Raw genomic sequence first — 18,909 nt, 5'->3', positions numbered from 1 at the left:
TATTCGAGTTCAGTTAACGACCTATTAATGAGAATGATGACCAATAATATGGACTGGTGTATAAACCTTCTTTGATTAATCTAATTTTTGCTTTTTGTAAAGCCAATGGTAGATTATATTCTATTGTTAACTCTTTATAGAAGTATTGCATTAGAAGTGCCGTTGAAATGTCATCTACAGTCCATAAAGAAACAATAGTATTATCAACTCCTGCGTATTTTAAAGACCTAGATAATCCAATTAAACCTTCTCCTTTAGAAAGCTTACCTAAGCCTGTTTCACAAGCGGAAAGTGTGACTAAATCTGCATTGAACTCTAAGTTGTAAATCTCGGATGCGTACAATAAACCTTCAGATTTTTTCTCGTTTACTAAATAAATGAAAGACTGATTAGGGTGCTCTTCATCAACTAGCCCGTGTGTAGCAAAATGTAAGTGTGTATAATCTTTAATTTTTTCAGATTTAAGAATTGATTTTTTTGCTTTATCATATAAATATGATGATGAAAGCCAGTTTTTCTCTTTAAAAACTCTATCAATTTCTCTTACCTCAGATAAAGTTCCATCTAGCTGATTGAAATTATCTGAACCTGTTGAGTCTCTAAAAAAAATAGGAGCAAAACAGGCAATATTCATTGTTTCGTTTTTATCAATAAACTTAATATTTAAAGCTAGGGTAGAAGAATAGTTATAAGATATGGCATACTTCTTTGTTAAGAAAGGATAGTCAGCTGGCTTTAACATTTCATTTTCTACAACTTCAGAAAAAAGAACATCCATTGGAATGTTATTAATTCTACCATCAAGTAAAAAAATCAAATGGTTAATTTTTTTTGGTAAGATGAAAGGGAATAAGATATCAGATAAATATTTTGAGGACATAAAAACAATCTCATCAAAATTAAATTTTAAGCCTGTTTCTAAACTGATAATTTCATCTTGTAATTCTTGAGTGAATTTTTCTTGATAGATTTTTAACTTAGATGAAGTGGCAACAAAAATATATAGATTTTCATCTTTTTCTGAAATGAAGTAACTAATGATAGCCTCATTTTCAGCCAATTTTTCTTTTACATCTTTATAGCCAAAAGAGGTGTGGTTGTATTTTAAATCAAAGTATTTAGGATATTCATTTTCTAATAATTTGATGTGGTTTTCTAGTTCTTTTTCTTTGTCAAATAATTGACTTTCTAGAAGGTCTCTTTTTTCAACTTTATCACTTTTTATAAGTGCCTGTTCTATTGAATGAATTTCTTCTTGAATATTTTCTTCTTTTATAATCAGCTTATCAGGAATACCAGCAAAAGACTTAGCGTTTGTTTCTTGAATTGCCTCTAATAATGATGCTGATTTACTCCATTCTACAAATTGAAAAGCATTTTCTATCCATATTTGTGAAGAAATAGAGGCTTCTGATAATGCAATGCAAATTTGAATACCATCAGAATAAACATCGTTTGTGATAGCACTCAGTTGTATTTTGTCTTCTTTATTTTTCTGACCTGCTCTAACATTTTCTATAATTTTATGAGCTAGGTATAGGCTATTGTACCCACAAACAAGGTCTTGTCTTTTTAATGTTTTTTGATAGTGCCTCTTTTTTAAGGCAAATGCTTTTTTCTGTAAGGCAACGATATTAGTAAAAGGATTTAGGTAGTTGTTAACTTTTGGAGTTGAATAAATAGCGACATCATTAAAATCTTTATTATTAGCAATAAGTGCTTTCTGATAAAAATCTAATGCTTTTTGAGTCTTGTCACTTTTGAATGCAATCTCTCCTAATTTGATATAAATATTTGCAATTTCTGGGTGCTTCTCTCCAAATACACCTTGGTATTGAGTAAGTGCAAAATCATAAAATTCATTAGCCAAATCACCTTGGTTCTTTTTTAAATAAGCATTAGCAATGTAAGTATATGCAAAAGCAACATTGGGGTGGTCACTACCGTAAGTTTTCTCCCAAATAGAAGCAGCTTTTTCAAATGAGGTAATTGCTTTATCAGTAAAATAATTTTTCTCGAAAGTAATACCTAAATTAATGTATATAGAAGCTATAGCAGGGTGGTTTTCATTTGGGAAAATGATAGTATAATCTTCTAGAGCTTTCTCATAATAATATTGAGCCTTATAGGTGTCTGTTTTGCTATATAATAATCCTAGGTTTATATGGCAATTTGCAATATCAATTTTGTCATGAATTTTATTACTGATATTGAGTGCTTTTTTACCATAATCAATAGCATCTTCTTGAGCTCCAAGTTGCCAATTAGAAATGGCTATTAAAGAAAGCGTTTCAATTAGAACTTTTGATTTATATATGGAGTTTTCATCTTTTTCAGTAAGATTAAAAGCATCATTTAAATAATTTAAAGCAGCAGTGGGGTAACCTTGTTGTTGTGCTAAATATCCTTTCGTATTTAATACTTCAGCATAACTTAATAATGCTTTATCAAGGTTAGTATTATCTAGATACTCATTGGCTTTGGTATATAACCCTTTTTGGCCGTATACTTTTCCAATTAAAGCAGCACTTCTATTTAAGATATTTTTATCATCATCATTTTTTATAAGTGATAGTAACTGTTGCTCAGCAATGTCAAGGTTTCCAAAGTCATAAGCAATTTCAGCACTGTCGTATGAAATATTTTGTGCGTTACTACATAAAGAGGATAAAAAATAAAGTAACAGTATTGTTATATAGCTTTTGTACATAGTAGTATCTCTAGAATTGGTGTTTAATAATTAGATTTATAACATAGTCTCTCGCTAATCCATCAGGATTAAAGGCGCGTTGTTTAGCTGCATATGCTGCAATAGCAGATAATGTTAAATGAGGAGAGAAATTATAAGATCCCTCAACAACTGTGTTTACAACTAGCCCTTGAGAGCCATCTAACAAATAATCACCATCTTCAAGACTTTCAATATATGTTCTGTCATGCTTGTAAATTGCTAAAACACTTGGAGCAAAAGACCATTTAGAAGTACGTAGTGTATATTTAAGTCTTCCAGAGACATCGTATTTTCTATCAAGATGTCTGGAAGAAGTATACCACTTCTTCATAAACTCGTAATTTGGTTCATTTTTATAATATTCAGGGTCATACTCGTGATTTTCAAGCGTTGTTAAAGGTTGCTGTATACCAAAAGAAAGATGCCAAGCTTTAGAATTAAGTGCTACACCAAAAAGGCCATCGTATGTGCCTAGAGATGGTTCGTAAAACATTGGAATAGGTTTGCCCTCAAAAGTAGAAGAAGCATCTGAAGTTGGAATTTTAGTACCCAAAACAGCCGATAAATTCCAATTGTCCCATTGCTTTACTAAATAAGAATAAGAAAGAGTGATATCACTAATTCCTTGAGTAGTTGTTAAAGGTCCTTCTCTGAAAGCATATAATGATTTTATTTGAAGAGAACTTTTACTGTTAATCTTATAATCTACACTAAAGCTAATACCATAATCAAAGGCTTTTTCTTTATAACTTTGCCAATAGGTTTGATAGCTTAAAGTGAATTTATTATCAACTTTATTAAATTTTAATCGATCGGAATCTGGATTTAAAGCTCCAGTAGTACAAATACCTGCATCACTACACCCTTGTGCATTAATGAAACTATTTGATGTTGTAATTAAAAAAAGCAGTATTAGTAGTTTTTTTACTGTCATAAATAAAAAATATTCTAAAGAATAGATTGATTTGAAGAATGAGTTAGTATTTTCGTTTTTAACCTAACAAAAATCGGCCACAATTTTATAAGCATGTACAAATTCCTTAAAAGAATTACATTTTTATTTATTTTGATGCATTATTTCATTAATGTGAATGCTCAAAATGATGTATACCCTAAGTATTTTGATGCTTCTAAAGAAGACCTTGTTTGGGTTGACTCTGTTTGGAACGCTTTCTCTGATAACGAAAAAATTGCTCAATTATTTATTGTTCCTTTTTACACACCAAAAAGTTATAATGAAGTAAGCATGCTTGTAAGAAAATATAATGTTGGTGGAGTAATCTTTTTTAAAGGTAGAGCAGAAGACCAAGTAAATGCAATAAATAGATTAAATACTGTAGCCAAAACGCCTTTAATTTATACTTTAGATGCAGAATGGGGATTAGGAATGAGGTTACCTAAAGATGGTATATCTTATCCTTATGCTATGACATTAGGTGCAATTGAAAACGATGAATTAATATATAGAATGGCAGAACAAATTTCTACTCAATTGAAAAGAGTAGGAGTTAAAGTCAGTTACGGACCTGTTGCAGATCTAAATAACAACCCTCTGAATCCAGTTATTAATTACCGTTCTTTTGGAGAAAATAAAGAAAAAGTAGCGAGAAAGTCTATTCAATATATGAGAGGGCTTCAAGATAATAATGTTGTTTCTGTAGCCAAGCATTTCCCTGGTCATGGTGATACAAATGTTGATTCACACAAAGATTTACCTATTATTCCTCATTCTATAAAAAGGTTAGATTCATTAGAATTATACCCGTTTTCTAAATTAATAGAAGCAGGTGTTGGAGGAGTAATGTCTGCACATTTACAAGTACCCGTTTGGGATGATAAAACCTCTTCTTTATCCCATAAAATTATACAAGAAATCTTAAGAGATTCATTGGGTTTTAATGGCCTTATTTTTACTGATGGGATTTTAATGGATGCTATAACAAAGCAGTACAAAGGGTATGGAAAAGCAGATGCAGAAGCATTGGTTGCAGGTAATGATGTGATTGAATTTACTAATCATATTGACAAAGCAATAAAAGAAGTGAAATTACAGATTGATAAAGGAAACTTGTCTTGGCATCAAATAGATGAAAAAGGCTACAGGATGTTATTAATGAAAAGGTGGGTAGGTGCTGACAAACAAAAAAGGTTACTATTATCTCATTTAGATGAAGATTTACATCCTTTAGAAGCTCAACAGTTAATTCAAGAAATTTCTGATGAGGCAGTCACTCTACTAGAAAACAAAAAACAACTTTTACCATTGAGTACAAATAGTGGAAGAGTAGCCATTGTAAATATAGGAGCAGATTACAAAGAATTACCTAAAGGATTAATTGCAAAAGGGGTAGATGTTAAGAGTTATTTCTTGTCTAAGTATGCAAGTGAAAGTCAGGTTATTCAATTAACAAAAGCATTACAAAAATACGATGTAATTGTTACTCAAGTTGGAGGTCTTTATATGAGTCAGAAAGTAAAAGATATTGCTGTTGAATTAACAAACCATAAACCAACGGCAACTATGAAATATCCTTATGGTGTGACTTATTCAACTTTAAAATATTTTGATATCACAAATAAATGGCAAAATCAAATTGTAGTGTTTTTAGGAAATGCTTATACTTTAAGAACGTTTAAGGATATTGAAAATAATTCAGGATTAATACTTACCTATCAGAATAATAAAGCATTAAGAAAATCGGTTACAAAAGTAATTCTAGGTGATATTCTTCCAAAAGGAACATTGCCTGTTACCATAGATCAAAGATTTAAAGAAGGAATAGGTTTAAAATCTTTCGATGATCATAATGTTCAAAAAATAAATTCAGAAGAATTAAACGTACAGGAAGTACCAAAAATTAATAAACAAAATGATTAGAACTATACTGCTTTGTGTTGTTTGGGCATTACTATCGTGTACATCAACTGATAAAACTGATAAAAATAAAGGAGAGCCTAAAGAAATTATTGTTGGAGCGGCTCAAACTGAAGATTATCTAACCTTATTGAAAGATAAAAAAGTTGGAGTACTTGTTAATCAGACTTCCACAATTGGTTCAACTTATTTAGTGGATTCATTAGTAAACTTAGGCGTAGATATAAAAATGATTTTTGCTCCTGAACATGGTTTTAGAGGAAAAGCAGATGCCGGTGCACATGTTAAAGATGGTGTGGATGAAAAAACAGGCATAAAAATTTATTCAATATATGGAAAGAATAAACGTCCATCTCCAGAGTTGTTGAAAGAAGTAGATGTTGTAATTTTTGATATTCAAGATGTTGGTTGTCGTTTTTATACGTACATAAGTTCTATGCATTATATGATGGAAGCTTGTGCAGAAGCCAATAAAAAGCTCATTATTTTAGATAGGCCAAATCCAAACGGTATGTATATTGATGGGCCTGTTCTAAAAAAGGAATTTACTTCTTTTGTTGGTATGCATGCTATTCCAATTCTTCATGGTTTAACGGTAGGAGAACTTGCTCAAATGATTAATGGTGAGAGATGGTTGAGAAATAAAAATATTTGTGATATAGAAGTGATTAAAGTGAAGAATTATAATCATGAAATGACTTACAGCCTTCCAATCAAACCATCACCAAATTTACCTAACGATCAATCTATCAAATTATACCCCTCTTTATGTTTTTTCGAAGCAACACCTGTTAGTATTGGTAGAGGAACAGATTTCCCTTTCCAGGTAATAGGTTATCCTAATGATAGTTTAGGTGTATTTACCTTTACACCAAGGTCTATAGAAGGAGCTGCTTCAAACCCTGTATTGAAAGGGGAGTTATGTTATGGAGAAGATTTAAGAACTGAAGAGAAAGGAGGATTACAATTAGAATATATTGTTAATTGGTATAATTTATATAAAAAGTATGAAGGTAAATCTGTAATAACTAAGAAGAAATGGATGGATCTATTATCAGGTACAGATGCGTTACGATTAGCTATTGAAGAAGGACAAAGTGAAGATCAGATTAAAAAATCTTGGGAATCAGAGCTTCAAAAGTATAAACAAATGAGAGCAAAATATCTTATATACAATTGATATTTACAGAAATATTAGATTTAATCAAACAACTAATTTATATTTAAGCGAGCTATTGTTACAGCCAACTATGACTCTCTTATTTTTTTGCTAAACAAAATACTAACTTTTACTATGAATAATGTTGATATGGATCTTAGACTCCAGAAAGACCCGTTAGCAGATGAAACAATACGATTAATTATTGAAGAAGAAGGGATTGATAGAGTAAATCAGATCCTTGTAGAATTAATTAGTAGCAAAGAAATTCCAGAAATAAAGAACATCTCTTTACAAAACTATTTCATGGAATCTCAAAAGTTTATTCATGATTTAGATGATGACCTTATAAAACAAGGTCAAGATTTTTTTGAAAAACATGGCCCAGGTTTATCAGCAATGTTGTTGTGTAAATCATTACCTGCTACCTATGCTTGTGCAAATGGTGCAGAAGTAGTGTACAGAACAGGGCAGTTTATGGCGTCTAAAAACCAAGGATTAGCACCATTTACTAAAAGATTAATGGAAACTGCTCAGTTTGTAATTAATGTAATGTCTGAAGGTGGTTTAAATAAGTCGTCTAAAGGAATTATAAGTGCACAAAAAGTGCGATTAATGCATGCAGCAATCCGTTATTATTTACAGAAAAATCATAAAAAAGGACATAATCATCACGTTTGGGATACAGAAAAATTAGGAGAGCCAATTAATCAAGAAGATATGTTGGGAACACTTCTTTCTTTTTCAGTTTTTCCAATACAAGGTTTAGAAAAATTAGGTGTAACAGTATCTGACGAAGAGAAAAAAGCATACTTATATACATGGACAGTTGTAGGTAAGGTTTTAGGTGTACACCCAGATATAATCCCAGCCACATTTGAAGAAGGAGAAATATTAGGTAAGAAAATTTTAGACGAGCAAAAAGCACCTTCAGAAGCTGGTCATAAACTTACTGAAGCTTGTGTAGAGTTTCTAAAAGCTGTAATACCAGGAGAAGAATTTGATGGTTTTCCCGAAGCTTTTATGAGGTTTTTATTAGGTGATGATTTAGCTGATGTTGTAGGGTTAGATAAACATAGTTCTGCAAAATCTACTTTAGTAATTAAAGCCGTCTGTAAAGTATTTCAAATAGCGGATCATCAAAAAGATGAATCAAAGCTTATTTGTGCTATATCAGAAAGGTTTAACATGCTTATACTACAAGGTGTACTTAATTACTTTTATAAAGGACAATCTGTTGAATTTACAATACCACCATCTTTAAGAAAGAAATGGAAAATTGATAATCAACCAACATGGAAAGAAATCATTTCTTCTCCATCACTTTTTAATTTTAGATTAAGCTTACAAAAACATAACTAAACTAACGAAATGGATTTTATTAAGGAATATATTAATCTTTCAGATTATACAGTTACGCAGCAAGTTTTATTTTTTCTAGATGCTATTTTTTGGGCGGTAACGTACATATTAGTTATTTATAACGCTATCAAATATAAATTTTTTGGTATTCCAATAGAGGCAGCAGTTGCAAATGTTGCTTGGGAATTATTATTCAGTACTGTTTTTACAACCAATTTGGGATTACTCTTTGTTTGGGGTATACGTCTGTGGCTAATCACTGATGTAATTATGCTTTTTTACTTACATAAATACGGTAGAAAACAAGTGAGAGTACCTTTTATATTCAAGAACTTTAATTGGGTAACATCTGTAGGATTTTTTCTGTGGGGTTTAATAATTTATGGTTTTGTAATGCAATATGGAGACGATATTGGTGCTGGTACAGGATATATTTTAAATATTATCATGTCTACGTTATTTATCTTTTTAATACTTGCTCATCCTGAAGAAAAGGCATTAAGTTTTTCTATTGCGATGTGGAAAGGTTTTGGGACTGTATTTGTAGGTGTCGCTATTTTTTTAGGAGATCAATCTTCCCAATTTGTGGTTATTATTGCCGCTATAACATTCGCTCTTGATATGTTTTATGGTTGGCTGACATTAAATAAGGATAAGATTATTGAATGGAAAAAAGAAGAAATTTTGAGTAAAGCAAAAATTGAAGTTGAAGAAGAAGTAGGGGTATGAGAAATACATTGAATTATTCAATTTACTTAATTATAATTTTCCTTTTAATTTCATTCGAAAGGGTTGAGGACTCTATTGCTAAAAATAATGATAAGCCATTGTTTAGCTATAGTGATTTTTTGATGTATGAATCTGAAGAAGATCAATTATTAAACGTTATACAGCATACATCTTCTTTCGAACGCTACTCTTTTAGCAAAGTGAAACCTGGAGAATCACAGTATTGGATAAAATTTGATGTAGAAAAATATTCTGAAGATCCACTACTACTACAATTAGTATATAGTCGTTTTGATCATTTAGAACTCTATAGATCATTTGATAATAAGACTTTTGAGAAAGTTGGTGAAGGAGGAATACTTTATGATAATGAGTTAAAGAAAAAAATATATAGAGGATACTCTTATTTTCCGATCTCATTAGAAGATAAAAACATTGCACACTACTATTTGAAATGCAATAATGATGATAAACCATTTTTTGAGTTTCAAGCCGTCCCTAAAGATCTTATTTTAGAAAAAACAGCCAAAATAGATCAGAAAATAAATTCTTTAGATTTAATTCTATATTTATTTATTGGAGCAGTTTCTTTAATGATTTTATATAACTTTTGTCTTTACTTTATGGTGAAAGATAAAGGTTATATTTATTATGCATTGCATGCTACAGCCGTACTAATATTTAATTATTGTTTTTCTGGTAAGATTATTTTTCATTTAGAAAATGCAGAATATTTCCAACAAATAATTCATTGGTCAGGGTTTACTTCTGCGGCTTTGTTTTTAATTTTTGGGCAGTATATTTTGAACGTAAAAAGTAAGTACAGCAATTTATATACAATTTTAAATATTGTGATTGTTGGCCTTATGATCTTGAATGTATTCGTCTATTTTGAATGGTACTTTGTAATCACTCCATTAGGTACAATTCTAATAAATGCAACGTATTTGCCTTTGATTTATATAGCTAAGAGAGAAAAATCATTTAGTATAACGGCAAAGTTCTTTTATTATGGCATTCTCATAAACTTCGTGTTTATAACATTACACATCTTTCAAACTTTTGATCTACTTCCTGTTCTTTTTGGGTATAAAAATGTATCGGCCTTACTTATAGGTTCTGGTTTAGAGCAAATGATATTTTCTTTAAGTTTAGGAGCTAAAATTACAGACTCACAAGCGAAGGTGAGAAAGTTAATGATGGAGCAAAATGTGATGCTTGAAAATGAAGTGTCTAGAAGAACAAAGGATTTATTGGAAGCGAAGGAAGAGGTTGAAATACAGAATGAGACATTGTCAGAAATGAATTCTCGTTTAGGTAAACAGCATGATAATATTAAATCAAGTATTAATTATGCAAAAAGGATTCAGGATGCTTCATTGCCAACAATAAAAAATATTGGAAAATATGTAAACGATTTTTCAGTTTTACATATACCAAGAGATACAGTTTCTGGAGATTTCTATTGGTTTAAACGAGTTCGTGATAAAACAATAGTTATTGTTGGCGATTGTACAGGGCACGGTGTTCCTGGTGCTTTAATGAGTATTCTAGCCATTCAGAAAATAGAAACGATTGTATCTACTTTAGAAGATATTAAACCATCTGTTATACTAGAACAACTAGATCAGGAAATAAGATATGCACTAAATCAAAAGTCATCTCATTTGAATGATGGTATGGATGCAGTTGTTTGTGTAATTGATGAAAAGAAAAAAGAAATTGAATACTCGGGAGCAAAAAATCCACTTGTTGTAATTCAAGAAAATGAATTAAAAGTATTTAAAGGTTCAAGAAATTCTATTGGAGGAAATCTTAATTTTTTAGATGATCCGTTTAATGATCAAACGATTTCATATAAAGATTCTCCAATTACTATGTATATGTATTCTGATGGGTATCAAGATCAGTTTGGAGCTAATGGAAAGAAATTTATGCCCAAGAAATTCAAAAATTTATTATTGGAGATCTCAAAATACAATCATATACAACAAGAGAAGATATTATATAGTGAATTGAACAAATGGACTAATAATGGAAAGATCGAACAGATTGATGATATTTTAGTTTTTGGAATGAGTTTGGAATAATATTTATCATTGAAAAATATCATTTTAACCTATTTTAAATCAGTATTAAAATATGACAATTTATTTGACTGTTGTTAACAAAAAATGATAGATCAATTTTTATAATGGCCGTATAATCTACCATACAAAGAAAATTATAACATTATAAAAAATACATCATCATGAATTATACAGCAGAAATTCAGGGCATGTGTCCGTTGACGCAAATGGGGGGTAATGCACATAGAAATGCACCAATTCCAGTTGAAGGTAAAATGGTTCACGCAAAAGACGTTTACGATATTTCTGGTTTGTCTCATGGTGTTGGTACTTGTGCACCTCAACAAGGGGCATCTAAGTTAACTATTAATGTTAAAAATGGAATTATTGAAGAAGCTTTAATTGAAACAGTAGGTTGTACAGGAATGACACATTCTGCAGCTATGGCATCAGAAATTTTGCCAGGTAAAACAATTATGGAAGCTTTAAATACTGATCTTGTTTGTGATGCTATTAATGTAGCAATGAAAGAGATTTTCTCTCAATTTGTTTACGGTAGAACACAATCAGCTTTTTCTGAAGGTGGCTTGCCAATTGGAGCAGGACTTGAAGATTTAGGAAAAGGATTAAGAAGCCAAGTTGGTACTACTTATGGTACTAGAGCTAAAGGCGTAAGATATTTAGAAGTAGCCGAAGGTTATGTCACAAGATTAGCAATTGATGATAATGATGAAGTGATCGGATATGAATTTGTTCACTTAGGTAAAATGATGGAGATGATCCAAAAAGGAATTGACGCCAATGAAGCAATGGAAAAAGCGAAAGGCAATTATGGACGTTTCGATGAGGCCGAAAGATATATCGACCCACGTCATCAATAAGAATCCCTTTTATTAAAATTTATTTTACCACATTAAAAAATTACAATCATGGCTTTATTTGAAGGATACGAAAGAAGAATTGACAAAATTGAAAAAGTTCTTAAAGAATACGATTTTGAATCTTTAGAAGAAACAAGAAAATACGTAGAAGAGCATGGTGTTGATGTATACAATATTGTAACAGAAACTCAACCAATTGCTTTCGAAAATGCTAAATGGGCATATATATTAGGTGCGGCAATCGCATTAAAAAAAGGTTTAACTCAAGCAAGTGATATTGCAGCAGTTCTAGGTGAAGGCATACAGGCTTTCTGTATACCAGGTTCTGTAGCAGACCAAAGAAAAGTGGGTATAGGACATGGTAATCTTGCTGCAAGATTGTTACATGAAGATACAAATTGCTTTGCGTTCTTAGCAGGTCATGAGTCTTTTGCAGCGGCTGAAGGAGCAATTAAAATTGCATTATCAGCAAATAAAGTAAGAACTAATCCTTTAAGAGTAATCTTGAATGGTTTAGGAAAAGATGCTGCTTACTTAATCTCAAGAATAAACGGTTTTACATACGTTAAAACACAGTATGATTATGAAACGGGTGATTTAAATATTCTAGAGGAGCGTCGTTTTTCTAAAGGACCAAGAGGAACAGTAAAATGTTATGGTGCAGATGATGTACGTGAAGGCGTTTCAATTATGCATTTAGAAGATGTTGATGTTTCTATTACAGGTAATTCAACAAATCCAACACGTTTTCAACACCCAGTAGCAGGTACTTATAAAAAAGAAAGATTAGAAGAAGGTAAAAAATACTTCTCTGTAGCATCTGGTGGTGGTACTGGTCGTACACTTCATCCAGATAATGTTGGTGCAGGACCTGCTTCTTACGGTATGACGGATACAATGGGTAGAATGCACTCTGATGCACAGTTTGCAGGTTCATCTTCTGTTCCTGCTCACGTAGAAATGATGGGACTTATTGGTATGGGTAACAACCCAATGGTAGGTGCATCTGTTGCAGTAGCAGTAGCTTTACAAGAAGCTTTATCAGCTGAGTTAGTTTAGCTGATTATAAAATAATTTAACAAAAAAGCCACTTTTAACTTTGTGTTAAGAGTGGCTTTTTACTTTTATAAAGTTCTATAGAAAGCAAATATTTCTTCTAAATCACTTTTATTTTTTGTCTTTAGTTTATTTGATTTTGCGAACTTATGAACTTCGGATTTTTTGTCTCCAAAAATAGCATAGAATTCTTTTTCTTTTGAGGATACTTGCTTCACCTTACCATCAGATACTAGGAATAACTGTGGTTTTTGCCAAGCAAATTCATCTTTTGCTTCAGAATAGGAATTACTTGTGCTGTCATCCTTCTTATTGAATTTCTTCTTTCTAATTTTATAAAGTTGAAATTTATCATCCTTGAAGATAACTTCAGCATACTGTTTTTTATTCTCTATTTTTATTTGCTCAAAAAGTAATTCACCTTCATTCTCACTTTTCCAACCGAAAGAGCGCACCTCTTTTTTGTTAACAACTATTACATTCTTTTCGTCTTTCATAGACCAAAGTTCATTAGAATAGACATTAAACTTTATAAGAACATTAGTAAAACTACTGCCATCAATTAAAGTGACATGGCCAACTTCCCATTCGTCAATATAAAATGGTGAGCCTTTAAAAGTTTGCGTTTTTTTACCATACAAAAGATCAACGTTTTGTTGGTTTGGGTCTACTAATTCATATAAATTAGTATTAGTTGTAATTTGAGCAAATACTATTTTAGGTGCTGAAATAATTACAGCAAAAATGAAGAAATAAAGAGGTCTCATTAGTTATATGTTTAATTTATTGGGAACGATAGTTCAATTTAAAAAATTATTCTTCATTTCTTAACTCTTCCATCTCTAAGATCATTTCTTCCAACTTCTTAAACTGAGATTTATATACTAAATCCATGTCTATTTTATAAAGCTTTTTAGCCGATAAAGAAATAATTATGGCTCCAATACCAACAAGTAGCATTCCATTTATAGGTAAGCCCATAAATAATTCAGAAGCATCGAAATTATCAATAACTTCTTGTTTAAAAATAGTTTCCCAGACAATGATGGTAGAGAGAATGAATATCATCGGGTACATGAATCTATAAATATTGGTATATCCCTTAATGGTGTTTTTTAACCATTCATCAAATTGCTTAATGTAAACAAAACTAGAAGTTGTTTTTTCTAGAGATTTTAGAGTATCGAGCTTTTTTTTGCCATAATATACAGCATACCATAATTGTAAATTAATGAGTAAACACGGAATTAATACATTACCAACAACTCCAATTGTTATAGGCACGATTGTGAAAAATAGTATTGCCCATAAGTTGATTTTAAAATCACGAATAAATTTATCGACAAAATTAATTGATTTCTTTTCATAGAGAGCATTGATTTTTGGGGCAACTAATGCCTCTTGATTTAGAAATCCATTTTTCCATATTGATTCAATTGACTTTTCCATCTAATAATTTTTTTAAGCGTTCTTTAATTCTTTTTATGCGTACCCCAATGTTATTTGATGTAGCATTAAATGTTTCAGCAATTTCTTTGTAAGACTTTTCTTCTAAATAAAGTAGAATAACTGCTCTATCTATTTCGGATAGTTTTCTAATAGCATCGTAAAGTAACTCGAGATCTTCGTCAACAAATGCTTTACTATCTTCTTGCATTTCTATTGGAAGGTAATCGCTAGCAAAATTCTGGCTATTGTTTTTCTTTTTTTTGAGTAAAGTCAAATTTACATTCAAGGCTATTCTATATACCCAAGTAGACCAATCGGCTTCTTGATTAAAGTTGTCTTTACTTTTCCATACTTGTAAGCAGACTTCTTGATAATAATCTTCGAAATCTTCTTGTGTATTTGTATATGCTCGGCATATTTTAATAATTATCCCGCTATGAGGTTGAATGAATGTAGTATAGAAATCACTGCTCACGATACTTTTTATTTTTATTAGTGGCTTCGTTCATCAATTTATTACACTCCAATTAATTTTTTTTCATTTTTCTGAAAAGACAAGTTAAGTATTGGACTACACAACTCTCTATTTTTGTCTATATTCATCTTATTAAATTAAGAACAATATTTTTTATCTATGTTAGCAACTACAGTAGCGTTAGTTATTCTTTTGTACTTCGGCTTTTTAATGCTCATATCTAAATTGACTTCTGTGTCAGGAGAGGGGCAATCGGAATCATTTTTTATAGCAAATAGATCTTCTAAATGGTATTTGGTTGCTTATGGAATGGTAGGAGCAACTTTATCTGGAGTTACCTTTATTTCAGTTCCCGGAACAGTAGCAACTTCTGGGTGGAGTTACCTTCAATTCATGATGGGTAATATGGTTGGGTATGTAGTAATTGCTTATGTATTGATTCCTTTGTTTTATAGCAAAAAATTAATATCAATTTATGAATACCTAAAGGATAGGTTTGGAGTGAAGAGCTATAAAACGGGTTCCTTCTTTTTTATGCTATCACAAACAATAGGTGCTTCTTTTAGATTGTACTTAGCTGCATTAGTATTGCAGTTAGCGTTTTTTGATGCATATAATATCCCTTTTTGGGTAGCTGTATTAGTAACTATACTTTTAATTTGGCTGTATACTTTTAAAGGTGGAATAAAAACTATTGTATGGACAGATACTTTACAAACTACCTTTTTATTACTGGCAGCAGTCTGGACGATTTATACTATTTATAATTCACTAAATATGTCTGTTGATAGTATGGTTTCTACCGTTTACGAAAGTAAAATGTCGGATATATTTGTTTGGGATTGGAAAGCAGGTAATTTCTTTTGGAAACAATTCTTGGCAGGTATTTTCATTACCATTTCTATGAACGGTTTAGATCAAAATATTATGCAGAAAAACCTTACATGTAAAAATGTAGGCGAGGCACAAAAAAATGTATTGTGGTTTGCCTTAGCATTTTTTATTGCAACGGTAATCTTCTTGTTTTTAGGAGTTTTGCTTTACGAATTTGCGGCATACAATGCAATCCCTTTGCCTACTAGATCAGATGAATTATATCCAATGTTGGCCTTACATCATTTTGGCTTGTTTACGGCAATTGTATTTTTATTAGGAATTATAGCTGCTGCTTTTTCTAGTGCAGATTCGGCATTAACGGCTTTAACAACAGCATTCTGTATAGATTTTTTAAATTTAAATGAAGAGGAGGATGCATCAATAAAAAATAGAAAAAGAAAATTGGTGCATGTGATGTTCTCATTTATATTATTTCTTGTAATAGTTGGGTTTAGGTTGCTAAATGATGATAGTGTAGTTTCTTCTGTTTTTAAAGCGGCAGGGTATACTTACGGTCCATTATTAGGGTTGTTTGTTTTTGGGATTTTCACAAAGAAAAAAATAAACGATAAGTATGTTTTAATTGTTTGTCTTTTATCGCCAGTGTTATCTTATATTCTAAATATCTACTCGACTGAATTATTATTTGGGTATCAATTTGGGTTCGAAATATTATTAGTAAATGCTGGATTTACTATGTTGGGTTTAACATTAATATCAAAAAAATAAGGGTGATTATTTACGAGTAGTGTAATTAATGTAGTTAATATGCAGATTTAAGCTACTCGTCTAAAAATGTTGCTGAAATATACAGAGCATTTGATATTTATAGTTCATACTAACAACACATTTTATGAAAACTTCAGAACGAATATTATCTCTTGATATTTTTCGAGGACTTACTGTTATACTAATGATCTTGGTTAATAATCCAGGGAGTTGGTCATCTATTTATGCACCTTTTCAACATGCATCGTGGCATGGGTGTACACCAACCGATCTAGTATTTCCTTTCTTTTTATTTATAGTTGGAGTTTCAATTAGCTTTTCGATGATGAAAGTGAAAGATGACCCAGAAAAACGTCCTACTGTTATGAAAAAAGCAGTTTGGCGTGGTTTTAAATTAATTGCAATTGGTTTATTCTTAGGCTTATTTCCATTTTTTAATTTTGGAGAAATGCGAGTGCCAGGGGTATTACAACGTATAGGAATTGTATTTATAATTACCTCAGCATTATTTCTTTATCTTCCTAAAGAAAAGATTTTAGGAGTCTTTTTATTAATATTATTTGGCTATTGGGCAGTTATGGCTCTTGTTCCTGTACCGGGTTTAGAAGCTGTAGATCTTAATAACCCAAATGGTGTTATTTCTGCATATATAGATAATTTAGTACTCAACGGGCATATGTGGTCTGGTACAAAAACATGGGACCCAGAAGGGTTAGTTTCTACACTACCCGCTATTTGTACAGCAATTTTGGGATTGTTTTCGGGTATTTTAGTAAAACAAAATAGAGGACTGGTAGTCGTTAGAAAACTTGTTTTTTATGGTACAATTGTAATGGTTTTAGGATTGGTATGGCATCCTCTTTTTCCGATTAATAAAAGTCTTTGGACTTCATCATATGTGTTATTTACAGGTGGACTTGGAGCTATATTCTTAGGTCTTTCTTATTGGCTTTTTGATGTTAAAAAGATAGCACGTGATAAAGTTCTTGTTGCGAAAGCTTTTGGTTTAAACCCAATGGCTGCTTATGTTTTAGCAGAAATGTTTGCAAGACTTTTAGGTGTAATAACGATAGGAGAAGAATCTATTAAAGGTCATGTTTTTACTGCAATTTTAAGTACGGGTTTACCTGCAGAACTATGCTCTTTAGTATACGCAATTAGCTATGTTCTTTTATTATCAATTCCAATATTGATTTTATATAGAAAGAACATCGTTATAAAGGTCTGATATAAATCAAAAATTATTTTAAGACACGCTATAGTTCAGTAGATTATTACTGCCTTCTGTAGCGTGTTTTTTTTATGTAAATCAAATACAACCTTTTTAAGTAAAGCCCAATTATTTTAAGTTACCTTTGTTGTATTATCAATAGAAAAGCAAATGAGAAATACACAGATATTAATTCTACTAACAAGTGTGCTATTATTTTTTAATCAACAGGTTTTTGCCCAAGGAGATGATTTATCTTCTGAAATAGACACATTATATAAAAGAAAATTTACAGGTTTCCCGTATCCAGCATATGCTCAAGAAACAAGTTGGGAATTTGGTGTAGTAAGTGTTTTTCAATTTAAACCAGGAAAAGCAAGTTTTGCTACACGTCCATCTAATGCAACGTTTATTGGTTTCTATACATTGGAAAATCAGATGCGTTTAAAATTAGAACATACAATTTTTACAAATAATGAAGATTGGCTCTTAGAAGGAACTTGGGAATATGCCAAATATCCTGAAAAATATTATGGTATTGGTAACGATACACCATCGTCTAACGAACAATTAATGGACTGGTCAAAGTTTGATTTTCGTCAGCAATTACTAAGGAAAATTAAAGAGAATATGTTCGTTGGTCTTCAGTATAGATATGCCAATTTTTGGGATATTAGTGTAGCACCAAGAGAAGATGGTACTGGAACTTTAGAAGAAATTCCTGGCTATGAAGGTGGTGTAAATTCGGGTTTAGGATTAGTATATAAATGGGATACAAGAGATATAGTTCTAGTGCCCTCTACAGGATATTTTATAGAATTTAGAGCTGCATTTTATCCAACTTGGTTAGGTAGCGATTATAAATTTACAAGCATAAAACTAGATATGCGTAAATACTATGATTTGGGTAGAGAAAAAGAGGCTAAAACGGTATTGGCTTTTCAAGGAATTGTAAATCAGACATACGGAGATACTCCATTTAGAGAAATATCTTTAATGGGTGGTTTAAACATGATGAGGGGAATCTATGAGGGAAGATATAGAGATAACCACATGGTTGCTGCTCAAGCAGAAATTCGTCAGCATTTATTTTGGAGGTTAGGGATGACAGCCTTTATTTCAACGGCAGAAGTAATGAACGAATGGAATGATTTTGATGTTCGAAAATTAAAGGTTGCTGGAGGAGCAGGTTTTCGGTTAACAATTAATAAAGAGGATCGAGCAACACTTAGAGCTGACTATGGAGTAGGCCCAGATGGTAGTTCTGGGTTATATCTTACATTTGGTGAAGCTTTTTAAATATTTATT

At 31.2% G+C, this 18,909-nt stretch carries 15 protein-coding genes; 10 read left to right on the top strand and 5 right to left on the bottom strand.

The features are described 5' to 3' along the window. Window positions 1-13 precede the first annotated feature (13 nt). Both EI427_RS08815 and EI427_RS08810 read right to left on the bottom strand, forming a co-directional pair. Window positions 14-2,710 carry a CHAT domain-containing protein gene (locus EI427_RS08815; RefSeq protein ID WP_126613737.1) on the bottom strand — a complete coding sequence of 899 codons (2,697 nt, stop codon included), beginning with the start codon at window positions 2,708-2,710 and terminating at the stop codon, window positions 14-16. Between the two features lie 10 nt (window positions 2,711-2,720). Continuing rightward, window positions 2,721-3,665, bottom strand: a complete 945-nt coding sequence (locus tag EI427_RS08810) for a hypothetical protein (RefSeq protein WP_126613735.1) — start codon at window positions 3,663-3,665, stop codon at window positions 2,721-2,723. 93 nt (window positions 3,666-3,758) lie between these two features. Between EI427_RS08810 and EI427_RS08805 the strand changes: the two genes are divergently transcribed. The 7 genes from EI427_RS08805 (at window position 3,759) to EI427_RS08775 (ending at window position 12,865) form a co-directional block, all read left to right on the top strand. Further along, complete coding sequence (locus tag EI427_RS08805) at window positions 3,759-5,609, top strand: glycoside hydrolase family 3 protein (protein WP_126613733.1); 1,851 nt, start codon at window positions 3,759-3,761, stop codon at window positions 5,607-5,609. Beyond that, window positions 5,602-6,786, top strand: coding sequence for an exo-beta-N-acetylmuramidase NamZ family protein (locus EI427_RS08800; protein WP_126613731.1), 1,185 nt, complete (start codon window positions 5,602-5,604; stop codon window positions 6,784-6,786). The genes EI427_RS08805 and EI427_RS08800 overlap by 8 nt, the downstream gene beginning before the upstream one ends. 129 nt (window positions 6,787-6,915) lie before the next feature. Beyond that, window positions 6,916-8,127 (top strand): oxygenase MpaB family protein, encoded by a 1,212-nt coding sequence (locus tag EI427_RS08795; protein ID WP_170178427.1) that lies wholly within the window; start codon window positions 6,916-6,918, stop codon window positions 8,125-8,127. Window positions 8,128-8,136: 9 nt separating this feature from the next. Next, the gene (locus tag EI427_RS08790) at window positions 8,137-8,856 is read left to right on the top strand and encodes a transmembrane-type terpene cyclase (RefSeq protein WP_126613727.1); all 720 of its coding nucleotides are present in this window, start codon (window positions 8,137-8,139) and stop codon (window positions 8,854-8,856) included. Beyond that, entirely contained in the window at window positions 8,853-10,946 is a 2,094-nt protein-coding gene (locus EI427_RS08785) for a 7TM diverse intracellular signaling domain-containing protein (RefSeq protein ID WP_126613725.1), read from the top strand. Before EI427_RS08790 ends, EI427_RS08785 begins: the two co-directional genes overlap by 4 nt. Before the next feature lie 161 nt (window positions 10,947-11,107). Then, window positions 11,108-11,806: an iron-sulfur cluster assembly scaffold protein gene (locus EI427_RS08780; protein WP_126613723.1), complete on the top strand. Its 699-nt coding sequence runs from the start codon at window positions 11,108-11,110 to the stop codon at window positions 11,804-11,806. 48 nt (window positions 11,807-11,854) lie between these two features. Beyond that, a complete protein-coding gene (locus tag EI427_RS08775; RefSeq protein ID WP_126613721.1) occupies window positions 11,855-12,865 on the top strand; it encodes a GGGtGRT protein in 1,011 nt (336 codons plus the stop codon). Between the two features lie 65 nt (window positions 12,866-12,930). Here EI427_RS08775 and EI427_RS08770 read toward each other — a convergent pair whose 3' ends face one another. From EI427_RS08770 to EI427_RS08760, 3 genes are read right to left on the bottom strand one after another with little or no spacing between them, the layout of a single operon-like run. Further along, on the bottom strand, window positions 12,931-13,629 hold the full coding sequence (locus tag EI427_RS08770; protein WP_126613719.1) for a hypothetical protein: 699 nt from the start codon (window positions 13,627-13,629) through the stop codon (window positions 12,931-12,933). Window positions 13,630-13,675: 46 nt separating this feature from the next. Continuing rightward, window positions 13,676-14,311, bottom strand: a complete 636-nt coding sequence (locus tag EI427_RS08765) for a hypothetical protein (protein WP_126613717.1) — start codon at window positions 14,309-14,311, stop codon at window positions 13,676-13,678. Next, window positions 14,295-14,786, bottom strand: coding sequence for an RNA polymerase sigma factor (locus EI427_RS08760; protein ID WP_126613715.1), 492 nt, complete (start codon window positions 14,784-14,786; stop codon window positions 14,295-14,297). Before EI427_RS08760 ends, EI427_RS08765 begins: the two co-directional genes overlap by 17 nt. Window positions 14,787-14,945: 159 nt before the next feature. Between EI427_RS08760 and EI427_RS08755 the strand changes: the two genes are divergently transcribed. The 3 genes from EI427_RS08755 (at window position 14,946) to EI427_RS08745 (ending at window position 18,900) form a co-directional block, all read left to right on the top strand. Then, window positions 14,946-16,391 (top strand): sodium:solute symporter, encoded by a 1,446-nt coding sequence (locus EI427_RS08755; protein ID WP_126613713.1) that lies wholly within the window; start codon window positions 14,946-14,948, stop codon window positions 16,389-16,391. A gap of 124 nt (window positions 16,392-16,515) precedes the next feature. After that, window positions 16,516-17,619: an acyltransferase family protein gene (locus tag EI427_RS08750; RefSeq protein WP_126613711.1), complete on the top strand. Its 1,104-nt coding sequence runs from the start codon at window positions 16,516-16,518 to the stop codon at window positions 17,617-17,619. Window positions 17,620-17,772: 153 nt separating this feature from the next. Then, window positions 17,773-18,900: a BamA/TamA family outer membrane protein gene (locus EI427_RS08745; protein ID WP_126613709.1), complete on the top strand. Its 1,128-nt coding sequence runs from the start codon at window positions 17,773-17,775 to the stop codon at window positions 18,898-18,900. Window positions 18,901-18,909: the final 9 nt, after the last annotated feature.

This window comes from Flammeovirga pectinis (genome assembly GCF_003970675.1).
Taxonomy (GTDB): Bacteria; Bacteroidota; Bacteroidia; order Cytophagales; family Flammeovirgaceae; genus Flammeovirga; species Flammeovirga pectinis.
Note: the sequence above shows the minus strand (reverse complement) of the source record. Positions and strands in the feature narration are given on the sequence as shown.